Source organism: Rhodopila sp. (assembly GCF_965276935.1).
Lineage (GTDB): Bacteria > Pseudomonadota > Alphaproteobacteria > Acetobacterales > Acetobacteraceae > Rhodopila.
In genome coordinates this window covers 122,764-140,059 of sequence record NZ_CBDIBS010000001.1, presented here as the reverse complement: position 1 = coordinate 140,059, position 17,296 = coordinate 122,764, and the positions used below count along the sequence as shown (strand labels likewise).

Annotated in this window: 8 protein-coding genes; 7 read left to right on the top strand and 1 reads right to left on the bottom strand. The window is 64.4% G+C overall.

The features are described 5' to 3' along the window. The first annotated feature begins 76 nt into the window (after window positions 1-76). From ACQY4S_RS00620 to ACQY4S_RS00595, 6 genes are all read left to right on the top strand, one after another. Window positions 77-3,253 carry an MdtB/MuxB family multidrug efflux RND transporter permease subunit gene (locus ACQY4S_RS00620; protein ID WP_428483232.1) on the top strand — a complete coding sequence of 1,059 codons (3,177 nt, stop codon included), beginning with the start codon at window positions 77-79 and terminating at the stop codon, window positions 3,251-3,253. A gap of 301 nt (window positions 3,254-3,554) precedes the next feature. Beyond that, window positions 3,555-6,989 carry an efflux RND transporter permease subunit gene (locus tag ACQY4S_RS00615; protein ID WP_428483231.1) on the top strand — a complete coding sequence of 1,145 codons (3,435 nt, stop codon included), beginning with the start codon at window positions 3,555-3,557 and terminating at the stop codon, window positions 6,987-6,989. A gap of 28 nt (window positions 6,990-7,017) precedes the next feature. Next, window positions 7,018-10,413: an efflux RND transporter permease subunit gene (locus tag ACQY4S_RS00610; protein ID WP_428483230.1), complete on the top strand. Its 3,396-nt coding sequence runs from the start codon at window positions 7,018-7,020 to the stop codon at window positions 10,411-10,413. Further along, on the top strand, window positions 10,413-11,837 hold the full coding sequence (locus ACQY4S_RS00605) for an efflux transporter outer membrane subunit (RefSeq protein WP_428483229.1): 1,425 nt from the start codon (window positions 10,413-10,415) through the stop codon (window positions 11,835-11,837). Before ACQY4S_RS00610 ends, ACQY4S_RS00605 begins: the two co-directional genes overlap by 1 nt. Window positions 11,838-11,919: 82 nt before the next feature. After that, a complete protein-coding gene (locus ACQY4S_RS00600) occupies window positions 11,920-12,819 on the top strand; it encodes a cyclase family protein (protein WP_428483228.1) in 900 nt (299 codons plus the stop codon). Between the two features lie 165 nt (window positions 12,820-12,984). Then, a complete protein-coding gene (locus ACQY4S_RS00595) occupies window positions 12,985-14,169 on the top strand; it encodes an ABC transporter substrate-binding protein (RefSeq protein WP_428483227.1) in 1,185 nt (394 codons plus the stop codon). Between the two features lie 346 nt (window positions 14,170-14,515). On the opposite strand, the gene ACQY4S_RS00590 is transcribed toward ACQY4S_RS00595, so the two are convergent. Then, window positions 14,516-15,205 carry a hypothetical protein gene (locus ACQY4S_RS00590; RefSeq protein ID WP_428483226.1) on the bottom strand — a complete coding sequence of 230 codons (690 nt, stop codon included), beginning with the start codon at window positions 15,203-15,205 and terminating at the stop codon, window positions 14,516-14,518. A 454-nt stretch (window positions 15,206-15,659) separates the two neighbouring features. Between ACQY4S_RS00590 and ACQY4S_RS00585 the strand changes: the two genes are divergently transcribed. Then, complete coding sequence (locus tag ACQY4S_RS00585; protein ID WP_428483225.1) at window positions 15,660-17,015, top strand: IS701 family transposase; 1,356 nt, start codon at window positions 15,660-15,662, stop codon at window positions 17,013-17,015. Window positions 17,016-17,296 lie beyond the last annotated feature (281 nt).

Here is a 17,296-nt window from a genome sequence, read left to right as displayed (position 1 = left end):
CAAGCGACGCGTTCCCTTCCAGCCGGGCTTTCCCCGCCGCAAGCGGCGGGTTCGTTGATCAGCCGATCCTGACAGCGTGGCGCTGCCTCGGGAACATTCGGTTGCCGCCACCTCGATCCGCCCCGACAGCCGGGGCATGACTCCCTCCGCGCCTTTCATCCTGCGCCCGGTGGCGACCACGCTGCTGATGGCCGCGATCATCATCGTCGGCGTCGTCGCCTACCGCTTCCTGCCGATCTCCGCCCTGCCGGAGGTCGATTATCCGACCATCCAGGTGCAGACCTTCTATCCGGGTGCCAGCCCGGAGGTGATGACCTCCTCGGTCACCTCGCCGCTGGAGGTGCAGTTTGGCCAGATGCCCAGCCTGAACCAGATGTTCTCGACCAGTTCGGCCGGGGCATCGATGATCACGCTGCAGTTCTCGCTCGATGTCAGCCTGGATGTCGCGGAGCAGGAGGTGCAGGCGGCGATCAACGCGGCCGGCAACCTGCTGCCATCCGATCTGCCGGCGCCGCCGATCTACGCCAAGGTCAATCCGGCGGACGCGCCGATCCTGACGCTGGCGCTGACGTCCAAGTCGCTGCCGCTGACGCAGGTGGAGGATGTGGCCAACACACGGCTGGCGCAGAAGATGTCGCAGCAGCCCGGCGTTGGGCTGGTCAGCATCAGCGGCGGTCAGCGGCCGGCGGTGCGGGTGCAGATCAATCCCCGGGCGATGGCGGCCAACGGGATCAACATCGACGACCTGCGCACCACGCTGGGCAACGCCAACGTCAACACGCCGAAGGGCAACTTCGACGGCCCGGCGCAGGCCACCACGATCAACGCCAACGACCAGATCACCGATCCCGCGCAGTACCTGGACCTAGTGATCGCCTACCGCAACGGCGCGCCGGTGCGGCTGAAGGATGTGGCGAAGGTGGTCAACGGCGCCGAGAACACCAAGCTGGGCGCCTGGGCCAACCGGACGCCGGCGGTAATCCTGAACGTGCAGCGCCAGCCGGGCGCCAACGTCATCCAGGTGGTCAACAACATCAAGGCGCTGCTGCCGCAGTTGACCGCTACCCTGCCGGCCGCCGTCGACGTGGCGGTGCTGACCGACCGGACCGCGACGATCCGCGCCTCGGTCGCCGACGTGGAGTTCGAGCTCGGGCTGTCCGTCGTGCTGGTGGTGCTGGTGATCTTCCTGTTCCTGCGCAACATCCCGGCGACCATCATCCCCAGCCTGTCGGTGCCGCTGTCGCTGGTCGGCACCCTGGCGGTGATGTACCTGCTGGGCTTCAGCCTGGACAACCTGTCGCTGATGGCGCTGACCATCTCCACCGGCTTCGTGGTGGACGATGCGATCGTGATGATCGAGAACATCGCCCGCTATGTCGAGGCCGGCGAGGCGCCGCTGGCCGCCGCGCTGAAGGGCGCCGGGCAGATCGGCTTCACCATCATATCCCTGACCGTGTCGCTGATCGCGGTGCTGATCCCGCTGCTGTTCATGGGCGACGTGGTCGGGCGGCTGTTCCATGAATTCGCCATCACCCTGTCGGTCACCATCGTCATCTCCGCCGTGGTCTCGCTGACCCTGGTGCCGATGATGTGCGCCCGGCTGCTGCGCCACCGGCCCGTCTCGGCGCGCAGCCGGTTCGACCTGCAGGCGGAGCGCGGCTTCGACTGGGTGATCGGCCGCTACGACCGGGCGCTGACGGTGGTGCTGGCACACCAGCCGCTGACGCTGCTGGTCGCCGTGCTGACCCTGGCGGTCACCGTGGCGCTGTATGTGGTGGTGCCGAAGGGCTTCTTCCCGGTGCAGGATACCGGCGTGCTGCAAGGCATCTCGGTCGCCGCGCAGACCTCGTCCTATGGCGCCATGGCGGCGCATCAGCAGGCGCTGGCGGATGCCATCCTGAAGGACCCCGACGTGGTCAGCCTGAGTTCCTTCATCGGCGTCGACGGCAGCAACGCGACGCTGAACAGCGGGCGCTTCCTGATCAACCTGCGGCCGAAGGACGATCGCAGCCTCAATGCGACGCAGATCGCTCGCCGGTTGCAGCAGGAGACCGCCGATGTCGCCGGCGTATCGCTGTATCTGCAGCCGGTGCAGGACCTGTCGGTGGATGCCGCGGTCAGCCGCACGCAGTACCAGTTCGTGCTGGAGAACCCGAACCAGTCCGAACTCAACGCCTGGGTGCCGAAACTGGTGCAGAAGCTGGACCAGGCGCCCGACCTGATGAACGTTGCCAGCGACCTGGCGCAGCAGGGGCTGACCCTGAATGTGGTGATCGACCGCTCGACGGCGGGGCGCTTCGGCATCACGCCGGCGACGGTGGACAACGCGCTGTACGACCTGTTCGGCCAGCGCATCATCTCGACGATCTACACGCAGTCCAACCAGTACCGCGTCATCATGGAGGCGGACCCGGACCTGCAGACCTCGATCAGCGCGCTGTCGGCCATCTACCTGCCGTCCGCCGCCTCCACCACCGGGCAGGTGCCGCTGAGCGCCTTCGTGTCGATCGAGCAGAAGCCAGGGCCGCTGCAGATCAGCCACCTGGGGCAGTTCCCGGCGACGACGATCTCGTTCGATACCCGGCCGGGATCGTCGCTGGGCGACGCCGTGACCGAGATCCGCCAGGCGGAAACCGAGGTGGCGCTTCCGGCCAGCTTCATCACCGCGTTCCAGGGTGCTGCGGCGGCGCTGGAGACCTCGTTGTCGAACGAGCTGCTGCTGGTGCTGGCGGCGATCGTCACCGTCTACATCGTGCTGGGCGTGCTGTATGAGAGCTTTATCCATCCCATCACCATCCTGTCGACGCTGCCGTCGGCCGGCGCCGGCGCGCTGGTGGCGCTGTGGATCGCCGGCGACGACATCGACGTGATCGCCGTCATCGGCATCATCCTGCTGATCGGCATCGTCAAGAAGAACGCCATCATGATGATCGATTTCGCGCTGGCGGCGGAGCGCGAGGAAGGCAAGTCGGCGCGGGAGGCGATCCAGCAGGCCTGCCTGCTGCGCTTCCGCCCGATCATGATGACGACGATGGCGGCCTTGCTGGGCGCGCTGCCGCTGATGCTGGGCAACGGCACCGGCTCGGAGTTGCGCCGCCCGCTGGGTGTCGCGATCGTCGGCGGACTGATCGTCAGCCAGGTGCTGACGTTGTTCACCACGCCGGTGATCTACCTGATGTTCGACCGCCTGGCCTGGCGGCTGACCGGGAAGGGTCCCGAGAAGGGCCTGGCGGGCGAGAGTGCGCCATTGTGACCAATGTTGGGTATGCAGTCGGACAGTGGGTTGGGCGGGTGGTCAGGCGGGATCGCCAGCGGCGCTACAACGCCGCCATGGCGGGCGCAGGCCTCTTGCGCGTTGAAATAGTGGTCAACATGTGTCGGGTAGAGCGGTTTCCGATCGGGTCGCTCCACGTTCAATCCGTCATCGGCAGGCGACTGAGCACGCGAGTAAGGCTTGTCCCAGCCATTGGCGCGAAGATGGCTGGGACAAGCCCAGCCATGACGAGTGGGTGCGACGTCATCGGAAACCGCTCCAGGCCCAGCAATTCCACGTCATGAACCTGTCCGCGCCGTTCATCGCACGTCCCGTGGCGACGACGCTGCTGACCATCGGGATCACGCTGGCCGGCATCTTCGCCTTCTTCAGGCTGCCGGTCGCGCCGCTGCCGCAGGTCGACTTTCCGACCATCTCGGTGCAGGCGCAGTTGCCGGGCGCCAGCCCGGACACGGTGGCGACCTCGGTCGCCGAACCGCTGGAACGGCATCTCGGCCAGATCGCCGATGTCACCGAGATGACCTCCACCAGCTCGGTCGGGCAGTGCCGGATCGTGCTGCAGTTCGGACTGAACCGCGACATCAACGGCGCCGCGCGCGATGTGGAGGCGGCGATCAACGCCGCGCGCGCCGACCTGCCGAGCAGCCTGCGCAGCAACCCGACCTACCGCAAGCTCAATCCGGCGGATGCGCCGATCCTGATCCTGTCGCTGACCTCCAAGACGCTGACGCGCGGCCAGATCTATGATGCGGCGACCAATGTCTTCTCGCAAAGCCTGTCGCAGCTTCCCGGCATCGGCCAGGTGATCATCGGCGGTTCGGCGCTGCCGGCGGTGCGGGTGGAGCTGAACCCGACCGCGCTGAACAAGTACGGCATCGGGCTGGAGGACGTGCGCGCGGCGCTTGCCTCGGCCAACGCCGACAGCCCGAAAGGCGCCATCGAGGCGGATGGCCGGCACTACCAGCTTTATACCAACGACCAGGCCACGCATGCGGCCGACTACAAGCCGCTGGTGGTCGCCTACCGCAATGGCGCCGCGGTGCGCCTGTCGGATGTCGGCGAGGTGGCGGATTCGGTGGAAAACATCCGCAACCTCGGCCTGTCGCAGGGCCAGCCGGCGGTGCTGGTCATCCTGTTCCGCCAGCCGGGTGCCAACATCATCTCCACGGTGGACGCGGTGAAGGCGGCCATTCCGCAACTGATGGCGGCGATGCCGGCCGACGTGAACCTGCTGATCGCCAACGACCGCACCACGACGATCCGCGCCAGCCTGTCCGATACCGAATTCACCCTGCTGATCGCCATCGGGCTGGTCACCCTGGTGGTGTTCCTGTTCCTGCGCAGCGCCCGGGCGACCCTGATCCCGGCGGTCGTCGTGCCAGTTTCCATCGTCGGCACCTTCGGCACGATGTATCTTATGGGCTACAGCCTGGACAATCTGTCGCTGATGGCGCTGACCATCGCCACCGGCTTCGTCGTCGACGACGCGATCGTCGTGCTGGAGAACATCTCCCGCCACATCGACGACGGCATGCCGCGCGTCCAGGCGGCGCTGCTGGGGGCCAGGGAGGTCGGCTTCACCGTTGTCTCGATCAGCCTGTCGCTGATCGCGGTGTTCCTGCCGATCCTGCTGATGGGCGGCATCGTCGGCCGGCTGTTCCGCGAATTCGCCATCACGCTCTCCCTGGCCATCCTGGTGTCGCTGGTGATTTCCTTGACCACCACGCCGATGATGTGCGCGATCTTCCTCCGGCCGGCCGCCTACAAGGCGTCGCACGGGCTGTCCCTCGCGGGGCTTGGGAAGCAGACCCTTTTCGACCGGGCGCAGAGACTGTATGGCCGGACGCTGACGACGGCGCTGCGCCATCCGGCATTGGTGATGCTGGTGCTGCTGCTGACCATCGGGCTGAACGTCGCGCTGTTCGTGATGATCCCGAAGGGCTTTTTCCCGGCGCAGGACACCGGCCGGATGGTGGGTGGCCTGCAGGCCGATCAAAGCATCTCGTTCCAGGCGATGCAGCAGAAGCTGATCCAGCTTTCCAGCATCGTGCAACACGATCCGGCGGTGCGCAGTGTGGTTGGCTTCACCGGCCAGGGCAGCGGGGGGGCCGGTGGGACGACCAACACCGGCCGCGTCTTCGTCGCCCTGAAACCGTTGTCGCAGCGCGCCGGCATCGATGTCGTCATGAGCCGGCTTCGCAAGGCGCTCGCCGTCGTACCGGGCGCTCGGCTGTTCCTGATACCGATCCAGGATATCAGCGTCGGCGGCCGGATGAGCAATGCCGCCTACCAATATACCCTGCAGGCCGACAGCACGGCCCAGCTCTATGAATGGGCGCCGAAACTGACCGCAGCGCTGGAGCACGATCCGGTCCTGCGCGACGTCAACTCCGACCAGCAGCAGAAGGGCCTGGAGACCGACATTACCATCGACCGCGCCACCGCCAGCCGGCTGGGCATCAATCCCAGCCAGATCGACAATACCTTGTACGACGCCTTCGGCCAGCGTCAGGTTTCCACCATCTACAGCGCGCAGAACCAGTATCATGTCGTCATGGAGGTGGCGCCGCGGTATTGGCAGCGGCCGCAGACGCTGCACGACATCTATGTCAGCACCGCGGGCGGCACGGCCGCTGGCACACAGACGACAAATGCGGTGGTCGGCACCGTCAGCGTCGCGACGACGGCCAAATCCGGCACGTCGGGCACCAGTTCAACAAGCAGCACCGGTTCGCCGAGCAGCGTGGCGAAAAGCACCAGCGCGGCGAGCAGCAAAAGCGTGGCGAGCAGCAAGAGCGTGTCGAGCGCCAGCAGTGCGCCGACGGCGGCCTCCATCGCCTCCAGTTCGTCGCGCAACGCGGCTACCAACGCGTTGGCGACCACCGGCAAGGGCGGCGCGTCCTCGGCCGCCGCGGTCAGCACCAGCCAGGAGACGATGGTGCCGCTGGCGGCGTTCACCAAATACGGCCCGGGCAACACGCCGCTGGCGGTAAACCATCAGGGGCCGTTCGTCGCGGCGACGATTTCCTTCAACCTCGCCCCCGGCAAGGTGCTGGGCGATGCCACCGCGGCGGTGGTGCGGGCGGAAGCGCGGATCCGCCTGCCGGCGAGCATCCATGGCAGTTTCCAGGGCACCGCGCGGACCTTCCAGCAGTCCCTGGACAGCGAGCCGATGCTGATCGCCACCGCGCTGATCGCCGTCTACATCGTGCTGGGCATCCTGTACGAGAGTTACATCCATCCGATCACCATCCTGTCCACGCTGCCCTCGGCCGGCGTCGGCGCGGTGCTGGCGCTGCTGCTGTTCCACATCGAGTTCAGCATCATCGCGCTGATCGGCGTGTTCCTGCTGATCGGCATCGTCAAGAAGAACGCCATCATGATGATCGACTTCGCGCTACAGGCCGAACGCGCGCACGACATGGACCCGCGCGACGCCATTTTCGAAGCCTGCCTGATCCGCTTCCGGCCGATCATCATGACCACCAGCGCCGCGATGCTGGGTGCCCTGCCGCTGGCGGTGAGCTTTGGCAACGGCGGCGAGCTGCGCCGGCCGCTGGGCATCTCCATTGTCGGCGGCCTGATGGTGAGCCAGGTGCTTACGCTGTACACCACGCCGGTGGTATATTTGTACCTGGATCGCTTCCGACTGGCGGCAAAACGGCAGTGGCATCGCGCCTTCCCCGACGTGGCGGCGCCGGAAGCCGCGGAATGAGGCGGCCGGTCCGTGACGCGGCCTTAACATGAACCTGTCCGCCGCGTTCATCGCGCGTCCCGTGGCGACGACGCTGCTGTCGATCGGGATCACCCTGGCGGGCCTGTTTGCCTTCTTCCGGCTGCCGGTCTCGCCGCTGCCGGACATTGATTTCCCTGTCATCCTGGTGCAGGCGCAGTTGCCGGGCGCCAGCCCGGACACGGTGGCGACCTCGGTCGCCGAACCGCTGGAGCGGCATCTGGGCCAGATCGCCGATGTCACCGAGATGACCTCCACCAGCTCGGTCGGGCAGTGCCGGATCGTGCTGCAGTTCGGACTGAACCGCGACATCAACGGCGCCGCGCGCGATGTGGAGGCGGCGATCAACGCCGCGCGCGCCGACCTGCCGAGCAGCCTGCGCAGCAACCCGACCTATCGCAAGCTCAATCCAGCCTCGTTCCCGGTGCTGATCCTGGCGCTGACCTCGCACACGCTGACCCGTGGCCAGATCTACGACGCCGCGAGCAACGTGCTGTCGCAGAAGCTGTCGCAAATTCCGGGCATGGGCCAGGTGGTCATCGGCGGCGCCGCACCGCCGGCGGTGCGGGTGGAGCTGAACCCGACCGCGCTGAACAAGTATGGCATCGGGCTGGAGGACGTGCGCGCGGCGCTTGCCTCGGCCAACGCCGACAGCCCGAAAGGCGCCATCGAGGCGGATGGCCGGCACTACCAGCTTTATACCAACGACCAGGCCACGCATGCGGCCGACTACAAGCCGCTGGTGGTCGCCTACCGCAATGGCGCCGCGGTGCGCCTGTCGGATGTCGGCGAGGTGGCGGATTCGGTGGAAAACATCCGCAACCTCGGCCTGTCGCAGGGCCAGCCGGCGGTGCTGGTCATCCTGTTCCGCCAGCCGGGTGCCAACATCATCTCCACGGTGGACGCGGTGAAGGCGGCCATTCCGCAACTGATGGCGGCGATGCCGCGCGACATGGACGTGCAGATCGCCAACGACCGCAGCTTCACCATTCGTGCCAGCCTGCGCGACACGGAACTGACGCTGCTGATCGCGGTCGGCATGGTGATCCTGGTAATATTCCTGTTCCTTGGCAGCGTCCGGGCGACCCTGATCCCGGCGGTCGTCGTGCCGATTTCCATCGTGGGCACCTTCGGCACGATGTACCTGCTGGGCTACGGCCTGGACATTTTCTCCCTGATGGCGCTGGCGGTGTCATCTGGCTTCGTCGTCGACGACGCCATTGTCGTGCTGGAGAACATCACACGTCATCTGGAGGATGGCATGCCGCGGGTCCAGGCGGCGCTGCTGGGGGCCAGGGAGGTCGGCTTCACCGTTGTCTCGATCAGCCTGTCGCTGATCGCGGTGTTCCTGCCGATCCTGCTGATGGGCGGCATTGCCGGCCGGCTGTTCCGCGACTTCGCGGTGACCTTGTCGCTAGCCATCGTGGTGTCGCTGGTGATTTCGTTGACCACCACGCCGATGATGTGCGCGCTGCTGCTGCGTCCGTCGGTCCCGGCCGACGGGCCGAAGCGACGTTCGCTGCTCGATCGGGCACAGGGGCTGTATGGGATCACACTGGCCTGGTCGCTGCGCCACCCAATGCTGATCATGCTGGTGCTGATGATCACGATCGGGTTGAATTTTGAACTGTATGCCGCTGTACCTAAAGGATTTTTTCCGGAACAGGATACCGGCCAACTGATGGGCAGCCTGCAAGCCGACCAAAGCGTCTCCTTCCAGTCGATGCAGCGAAAGCTGACGCAGCTTTCGGCGATTGTGCAGCGCGATCCGGCCGTCGAAAGCGTGGTTGGCTTCACCGGTCAGAGCGGCGGCGGCCCAGCCTCCCAGACCAATACCGGGCAGGTCTTCGTCACGCTAAAGCCGCTGTCGCAAAGACCGGGCATCGAGCACGTCATCAGCGGTCTGCGGCGAAAGCTGGGCGTGGTACCCGGCGCCCAACTGTTCCTGCAGCCAGTGGAGGACCTGCGAGCCGGTGGCCGGCAGAGCAACGCCGCCTACCAGTACACCTTGCAAGCCGACGACCTGGCACTGCTGTACGACTGGGCGCCAAAGCTGCAGCGCGCGCTGCAGCGCGATCCTGTGCTGCGCGACGTCAGCACCGACGAGCAGCAGACGGGGCTGGAAACCGATGTGACGATCGATCGCGCCACTGCCAGCCGCCTCGGCCTCAGTGCCAACGAGATCGACAACACGTTGTACGATGCGTTCGGGCAACGCCAGGTATCGACCATCTACAGCGCGCAGAACCAGTACCACGTCATCATGGAGGTGGCGTCGAAGTACTGGCAAAACCCGGAGACGCTGAAGGACATCTACATCAGTACCACTGGCGGCCCCGCCTCGGGCACACAGACGACGAACGCCGTACTGGGCACGTTCGCCGCCGCGACAAAGCTTGGCTCCGGGACAAGCGGCGCAAGCGGGGGTGCGACACGCAGCGCGGCCAGCGGCGTGACACGCGGCGCGGGCGGCGGCGTGACAGGCGGCGCGGGCGGTGGCACGGCCACGCCAACGGCCGCTTCCATCGCCGCCAGTTCGGCCCGCAATGCGTCGATCAATGCACTGGCGGCGACCGCCAGTGGCGGTGCTCCCTCGGCCGCCGCCGTCAGCACCAGTCAGGAGACGATGGTGCCGCTGTCCACGGTTGCCACCTACGGGCACGGGAAAACGCCGCTGGCGGTCAACCATCAGGGGCCGTTCGTCGCCGCGACGATTTCCTTCAATCTGGCACCCGGCAAGACGCTCAACGATGCCGCGGCGGCGGTGGATCGGACAATGCGCCAGATCGGCATGCCGGCTTCGATCCATGGATCGTTCGAGGGCACGGCGAAGATCGTCCAGCAGGCCCTCGACAGCGAGCTGAGTTTGATTGTCGCCGCTATCGCAACGCTCTATATCGTTCTCGGCGTGTTGTATGAGAGCTACGTCCACCCGATTACCATCCTGTCCACGCTGCCCTCGGCCGGCATCGGCGCGGTGCTGACGCTGATGCTGTTCCACATCCAATTCAGCGTCATCGCCCTGATCGGTGTCTTCCTGCTGATCGGCATCGTGAAGAAGAACGCCATCATGATGATCGACTTCGCATTGGCGGCCGAACGCGCGCACGGCCTGCAGCCGCGCGACGCCATCTTCCAGGCCTGCGTCATGCGTTTTCGCCCGATCATGATGACCACCGGCGCGGCGCTGCTGGCCGCCCTGCCCCTCGCCCTCAGTTTCGGCGACGGCGGCGAGTTCCGTCGACCGCTTGGCATTTCCATCGTCGGCGGCCTGATGGTGAGCCAGGTGCTGACGCTGTACACCACGCCGGTGGTGTATCTGTACCTGGATCGCCTGCGGCTGGCGGCGAAACGGCAGTGGCGTCGTGCCTTTCCCGGCCTGGCCGCGCCGGAGGCCGCCGAATAATGCGGTTCGTCTGGGCTTGCGCCCTCTGCCTGGCGGCGGCGGGCTGCATGGTTGGACCGGACTACAAGCGCCCGGCCGCATCGACCCCGGCGGTGTTCAAGGAACTCGGCGACTGGAAGCCGAGTCATCCGGCCGATGCCATGGATCGGGGCGCCTGGTGGTCGGTGTATCACGACGCGGACCTCGACCGGCTGGAGCGGATGGTCGCGGTCTCCAACCAGACGGTGAAATCGTTCGAGGCGCAGTATCGCAGCGCGGTCGCCCTGGTGGCCGAAGCGCGCGCGAGCCTGTTCCCGGTCGTCCAGGCCGGTCCCGGCGTCACCCGCAGCGGCCGCGGGCTGAGCGGGCCGGCCACGCAGTACACCGTCAGCGGAACCGTCTCCTGGGTGCCCGACATCTGGGGCCGTATGCGGCGGCAGGTTGAAAGTTCGGTTGCCAACACGCAGCTCAACGCGGCGGATCTGGCCGGTGCGACGCTGTCGGCGCAGGCGACGCTGGCCGCCGACTACTTCGACCTGCGGGCGGAGGATGCGCTCATGCAACTTCTGAGCGAGACGGTGCGGGCCTACCAGCAGTCGTTGTCGATCACGCAGAACCAGTATCGTGCCGGCACCTCATCCAGCGCCGCGTACGTGACGGCGCTGGCACAGTTGCAATCGACCCAGGCGGAGCTGGTCGGGGTTGGCGTGCAGCGGCAGCAATACGAACATGCGATCGCCGTGCTCACCGGGCATCCGCCGGCGGAGCTGACGCTCGCACCTGGGCGGCTGGCCTCCGAGGTGCCGGTGCTGCCACCCGGCCTGCCGTCAGCGTTGCTGGAGCGGCGGCCCGATGTCGCCTCCGCCGAACGCGCGATGCAGCAGGAGAATGCGCTGATCGGGGTGCAGATCGCGGCGTATTATCCGAATATCACGTTGTCCACCCTGGGCGAGTTCGCTGGCACCCCGCTGTCGCAACTGTTCACCGTCGGCAGCGAGATCTGGCAGGTGGCGGCGTCGGGCAGCGAAACCTTGTTCAACGGCGGATTCCGCACCGCGGCCGTGGCGGAGGCGCGCGCAGTCTACGACTCGTCAGTGGCGAGCTACCGGGGCACGGTTCTGACCGCGTTCCAGCAGGTAGAGGACGACCTGTCGTCGCTGCGCATCCTGGAGGCGCAGGCCAAGGCCGAAGCCATTGCCGTATCGTCCACTCGACGGGCCGTGGACGTGACGCTCAATGAATACAGGGCGGGCACGGTTGCGTATACCAGCGTGATCACTGAGCAGACGCTGCTGCTGTCGGACCAGCAGAGCGCGCTGTCGATCCAGCAAAACCGGCTGCTGGCAAGCGTGTCGCTGATCGAGGCGCTGGGTGGCGGCTGGACCACCGCCGACCTGCCCACGCGGGGCGACATCGTCGACACGTTTACGCCGCTGGCGCCTTGAGCGACCGAGACGGCCCGGCGCGCTTGCCGTGGCGAAACCGGCGGTGGCACGCTATTGGCCGAACAATACGGGAGCGTCAGACATGCCCAACCTGATCCACAGCCACAGCCAGTGGGGGCCGACCGACCAGGTCGGCGCCGGCAACCTGCTGACGGTGGAAAAGCGCATTGCCGCCCTGACCTCTGTCCGGCAGGGCCGTATCTATGATGTCAGCCATGAGATCTTCATGGGCGCGCCATACATGGCGCCGAATCAGACGCCGTTCCTGATGTCGATCTTCGGTTCCTGGCGCGACACCATCAAGCGCCGCCGCAAGCTGGGGGCAACGAACGATGCCGGCACCAACCTGGAACGCATCGAAATGACCACGCATGTCGGCACCCACATCGACGCGCTGGGTCATTTTTCCAACGGCGACAGGCTCTACAACAACAATGCCGCGGCGGACGTGGTGACCGACTGGGGGCTCGACCGGCTGGGGATCGAGCATGTGCCGCCGATGATCACCCGCGGCCTGCTGTTTGATGTCGCGGGTGCCGCGGGCAGCGCCCATCTGTCAGCCGGCCAGACGGTGACGCCGGACCACCTGAAGCGCGCCGCGGACGCGGGCGGCTTCGCGGTGGAACCGGGCGACATCGCGCTGATCCGCACCGGCTGGGGCCGCTATTATGGCACCGACAACGCCCGCTATCTGGAAGGCGAGCCGGGCCTGGATGTGCCGGCGGCAAAGTGGCTGATCGACCAGGGCATCGCGGCAATCGGCGCCGACACCATGGCGGTGGAAGTACTGCCCAACCCCGACCGCGGCCTGATGATGCCGGTGCACCGGTTCGCCCTGGCCGAATGCGGCGTCTACCTGATCGAGAACCTGGCGCTGGAGGAACTCGCCGCCGGCCGCGTCCATGCCGGCTGCTTCATTCTGCTGGCGACAAAATTCCGAGGCGCTACCGGTGCGCCGGTGCGGCCTGTCGTGATGGTGTAACACAGGCCCCCGCGCGCCCAGGCGCCGCACTGCGAGGACTAGGCAACGCACCGTATCAAGAGGCTTTATTCGCGGACCTGTCCCGGCTAGCTTGCCGCCGTTCGGCACGAGCCGGGACACAAACGAAACCGGCGTGCATGGCCGGACGCAGGGAAGGACGATTTGATGCCGATAAGGTTTAGCAAAGGCTGGTTACCGGTTCTTGCCGCTGGTCTTCTGATGACCACCTCGATCGCCAACGCGGCCAGTCCGGTGCGTGGCGTGACTGATACCGAAATCGTCATCGGCTCCGTCACCGACCTGTCTGGCGTCACGGCGGTGCAGGGCGTGAACAACAGCGATGCGGTGCGGATGGCCTTCGACGAGGCGAACGAAAAGGGCGGCGTCAACGGCCGCAAGATAAAGTTCGTGCTCGAGGACAGCCAATACATGATTCCGCGCGCGGTTCAGGCGATGAACAAGCTGCTGAACAATGACGACATCTTCCTTGCCATCGATGATGGCGGCACGCCGATGAACGATGCCAACATGCCGGCGCAGTTCGCCAAGAACGTGCCCAACATGTTCCCGCTGACCGCGGCACGATCGATGTATGAGCCGTACAACCGGCTGAAGTTCGGACAGTTCGCCTCCTACTACGATGAGATGCGCGCGGCAGTGAAATACTTCGCCGAGAAGAAAGGCCGCAAAGCCTTCTGCGTCAGCTACCAGGATTCCGACTTCGGCAAGGATGTGCTGGCCGGCGTGACGGCCGAGACCCAGGCGCTGGGCCTGAAGGTCGTCGCGACCACCGCGCACCGCCCGACCGACACCGACTTCAACGCCAACGTCAGCAAACTGCACGATGCCGGCTGCGACATCGTCATGATGGGCACCATCGTCCGCGACACCAACATCATTATTCAGACCGCGCGAAAGATGAATTGGAACGTCGATATGGTCGGCCAGTTCGCGTCCTATGACACGGCGGTGGCAAGCTTGCCGGGCGGCGCCACCGAAGGCTTCTACTGCATGGCACCGGCGCTGTATGCCTATCCGGACGATCCGCGGCCCGAGGTGCAGGACTTCGCCAAGAAGTTCAAGGCCCGCTTTGGCCGCGATCCCAACTTTCATGGCGAGGTCGGCTATACCGCCGCGCACCTCGTGCTACTGGGCTTGCAGCGTGCCGGACGCGACCTGACGGTGGACAGCTTCATCAAGGGCATGGAAAGCATTCACGACTATAAGGACAGCTTCGGCTCCGAACTGTCCTTTGGGCCGGAGCAGCACCATGCCTCGACCCGTTCGTTCCTGACGGTTGTCAGGGATGGCCGCTGGGTGCCGGTCGAACAGGAAGCACTGGCTTATTAGAGAATTTGTCGATCGAGCGGCACCGATCCGTACCAGATAAGGTGCGGGCCGATGCCGGGTCAGCGTGAGCGAACAATGCTCTAGTACCTTAACCTAGAAGTTTTAACGGCTTGAGAGGCAAAACCTCTCGATCAAGATGCGCTGCCAGTCAGACTAACGTCCTGTATGGGACAGCCGCCTTCTTTTCGGGCATTCGCCACGATGGGCAATTTGTGGACACGAGCGTCGATGTGCGCATAGCGGGCGACATGTGGCAGTTATCGCGTAAAGCAGAGAATCAATCGATAAAAAATTACATGTGACAAAGAACATTACCAAATGTAAAAATGGTCTATGGGGTAAACGCCTATAGCGGCTCTAGCTCGGCCAGATATCCTTGCATCTGATCTGCAATCTCGTTGTAAACCAGAATGAAAAGATCGAGGCAGGTTGCAAGTATCTCAATAGCGCTTTGCGGCTTTACCTCGTTCCTGCTCCAGCCACGGGCGAAGTTCATGACAAAGCTGGGCCTGTCGATCTCCGCAAAGAGCCCTACGACCCCACTATAATTCGGGTGCGCGACCTCGCTAAAAGTGTCGTAGTTGTTCCTGAATAGCGGAATGGTTTTGTTCAAATCGTCAATTAGGGTTAAGATATTGATGCTCTTTGCAAATTCTGGGCCGTTCTTTGATCCCGCAAACATTGAGAGTGCTTCCGCCTGAACTTCTTCCGTCTTCCGCTGCGCGCGGGTCACCAAGAGTTTCCGTAGCCGCCAAATGCAGGCTGTGCTTTCCATTACCGCGCGGGTAAGCAACATCCCAGACGCCACATCACCCTTTTCAATTGCGTCGCATGCAGTGCGACTAAATTCTTCCGTCCGCCATGCCAAAGCCTCGCGGACGCAAAGAATATGAAACGGCGTTTTAGACCTCACGCCAAGTGTCGCTAAGCTGACAGACGTCGGCAGAAATTGGCGCAGGTTTTCTAGACGTTTTCGGGCGTCGGCAAGCCGGTAAATCGGAAGATCGTCGTCTTCCTGAGGCGGTCGGTAATTCATGTTAACGCTGCGTTCGTCGAAATGCCGAGTGTAACCGTAGAACCTACCGTCAATATGCATAACAAGTCAATCAGAAAAAGCCTCATAAATGCAATGATTTTGGAACGATAAGAATAATGTGGGTTATGCGCCGACTCCGGTGCGCTAGTTTGGCGCCACGCTGTATTTCGAGCCATGGCGGACTAATCGCGAAGCGTCCGTAAGATCGTCCATTTGCGTGGCTACCGGCTCAACCAAAAAATCTTGTCCGCCTTCTCGCATGGTAACATCATCGCCGTTTGGTTCCTTCATGCGATAGCGGCCCATAGAGTGCTGAATGTATCTCTCCGGCTTTTTGCCCAGGAGGTCTAAGTTCGACTTTGGCCATTTGGTTGAGTGGATAGGCATCGGCCGAGGTTGGGTGGCGGAGCGGATGGAGGCATAGAATGAGGCATCCCTGCCGGGAGATGCCGTCATGCTTTGCCTGCCACCCCGCTTCGCCGCCATCATTTTAGCATTTGCCTCGGTGTTTGTGCAGCAGCGCACCTGGCGGCACGCCCGATTGCTGTTGTTGGGCGCGCTGCTGGCGCCGGGCCAGCGCACAGTGAGCAGCATCCTGCGGATCATCGGGTTGCGGCGGGAGCGGCACTTCGTCAATTACCATCGCGTGCTCAACCGTGCGATCTGGCGCAGCCGGCATGCGGCGCGTCTGCTGCTGGACCTGCTGATCAACCGCTTCGTTTCAACCGATCCGATCGTGCTGGGTGTGGATGACACGATTGAACGCCGACGTGGCAAGCGGATCAGCGCCAAGGGCATCTACCGTGAGCCGGTCCGCTCATCGAAGTCGTTCTTCGTCAAGACCAGCGGCTTGCGCTGGCTCAGCCTGATGGTGCTGGCGCCTGTGCCCTGGGCACAGCGGGTTTGGGGTTTGCCATTCCTGACCGTGCTGGCGCCCTCGGAACGCTTTTGCCGCACGCACAACCAACGGCATAAGAAACTAACAGACTGGACCCGTCAGGTGGCCTTGCAGGCGCGGCGCTGGCTGCCAAAACGGTTGGTTGTGCTGGTCGGCGACAGCAGTTTTGCCGCGCTTGACCTGCTGGCAGCGCTGATGCGCCAGGGTCTGATCTGTATCACCCGCCTGCGCCTGGATGCGGCTTTGTATAAGCCAGCCGCACCGCGCGAGCCGGGCGCCAAAGGGCGACCCCGCAAGAAGGGTGCGCGGCTGCCAACGCTGATCCAGAGACTGCAAGATCCCAGCACCGAGTGGCAATCGATCTCTGTTTCAGGCTGGTATGGCAACACCGAGCGTCGTCTGCAGATCTGCTCGGATCGCGCCGTGTGGTATCATGCCGGATTGCCGGTGTTGCCGATCCGGTGGGTGCTGCTGCGCGATCCCAACGGCGCGTTCGCGCCACAGGCGCTGCTGTGCACCGATCCAGCTCACGATGCGCACGACATCATCGGCTGGTTTGTGCGGCGTTGGGCGCTGGAGGTGACGTTCCGCGAGACACGTGATCACCTCGGCATTGAGACCCAGCGCCAGTGGTCCGATCAAGCGATCGCCCGCACCACACCATGCCTGCTGGCGCTGTTCTCCATCGTCACATTGCTGGGCACCCGCCTGACCCACCGGGCCCGCCTGGCCGTCTCGACCGCCGCCTGGTACCACAAGCAGCGGCCCACTTTCGCCGATACACTTGCCGCCGTGCGTCGCGAAATCTGGGCCGCACAAGGTTTTTCAATGTCACGGTCCAGGGTAGACAGCAAAAAACCCTCCAAGGCGCTACGCGAAGGCATGACCTACGCCCTCTGCAACGCCGCATGAGCGCCGCCAAATGGCCAAAGTCGAACTAAGATCATCGTCGTGTTGAGCATCATCATGCACCTTTCGTATTAGCGCATCTACGCTGAAACGCAGGCAGATTTTATACTGCTGGCCGTTAACTGAGGCATACATCGTAGATGTGAGGTGCCATAAGTGCCACCTTAACTCGTTGGCATGATCTGATATTAGCCGTTTTGGGGACGCCCAATCATCGGATCATCCAGGTATCAGAATGTCCTTAGTTCACCCATAGCAGATGGTGCGAAGGTCCTAACGCCCCT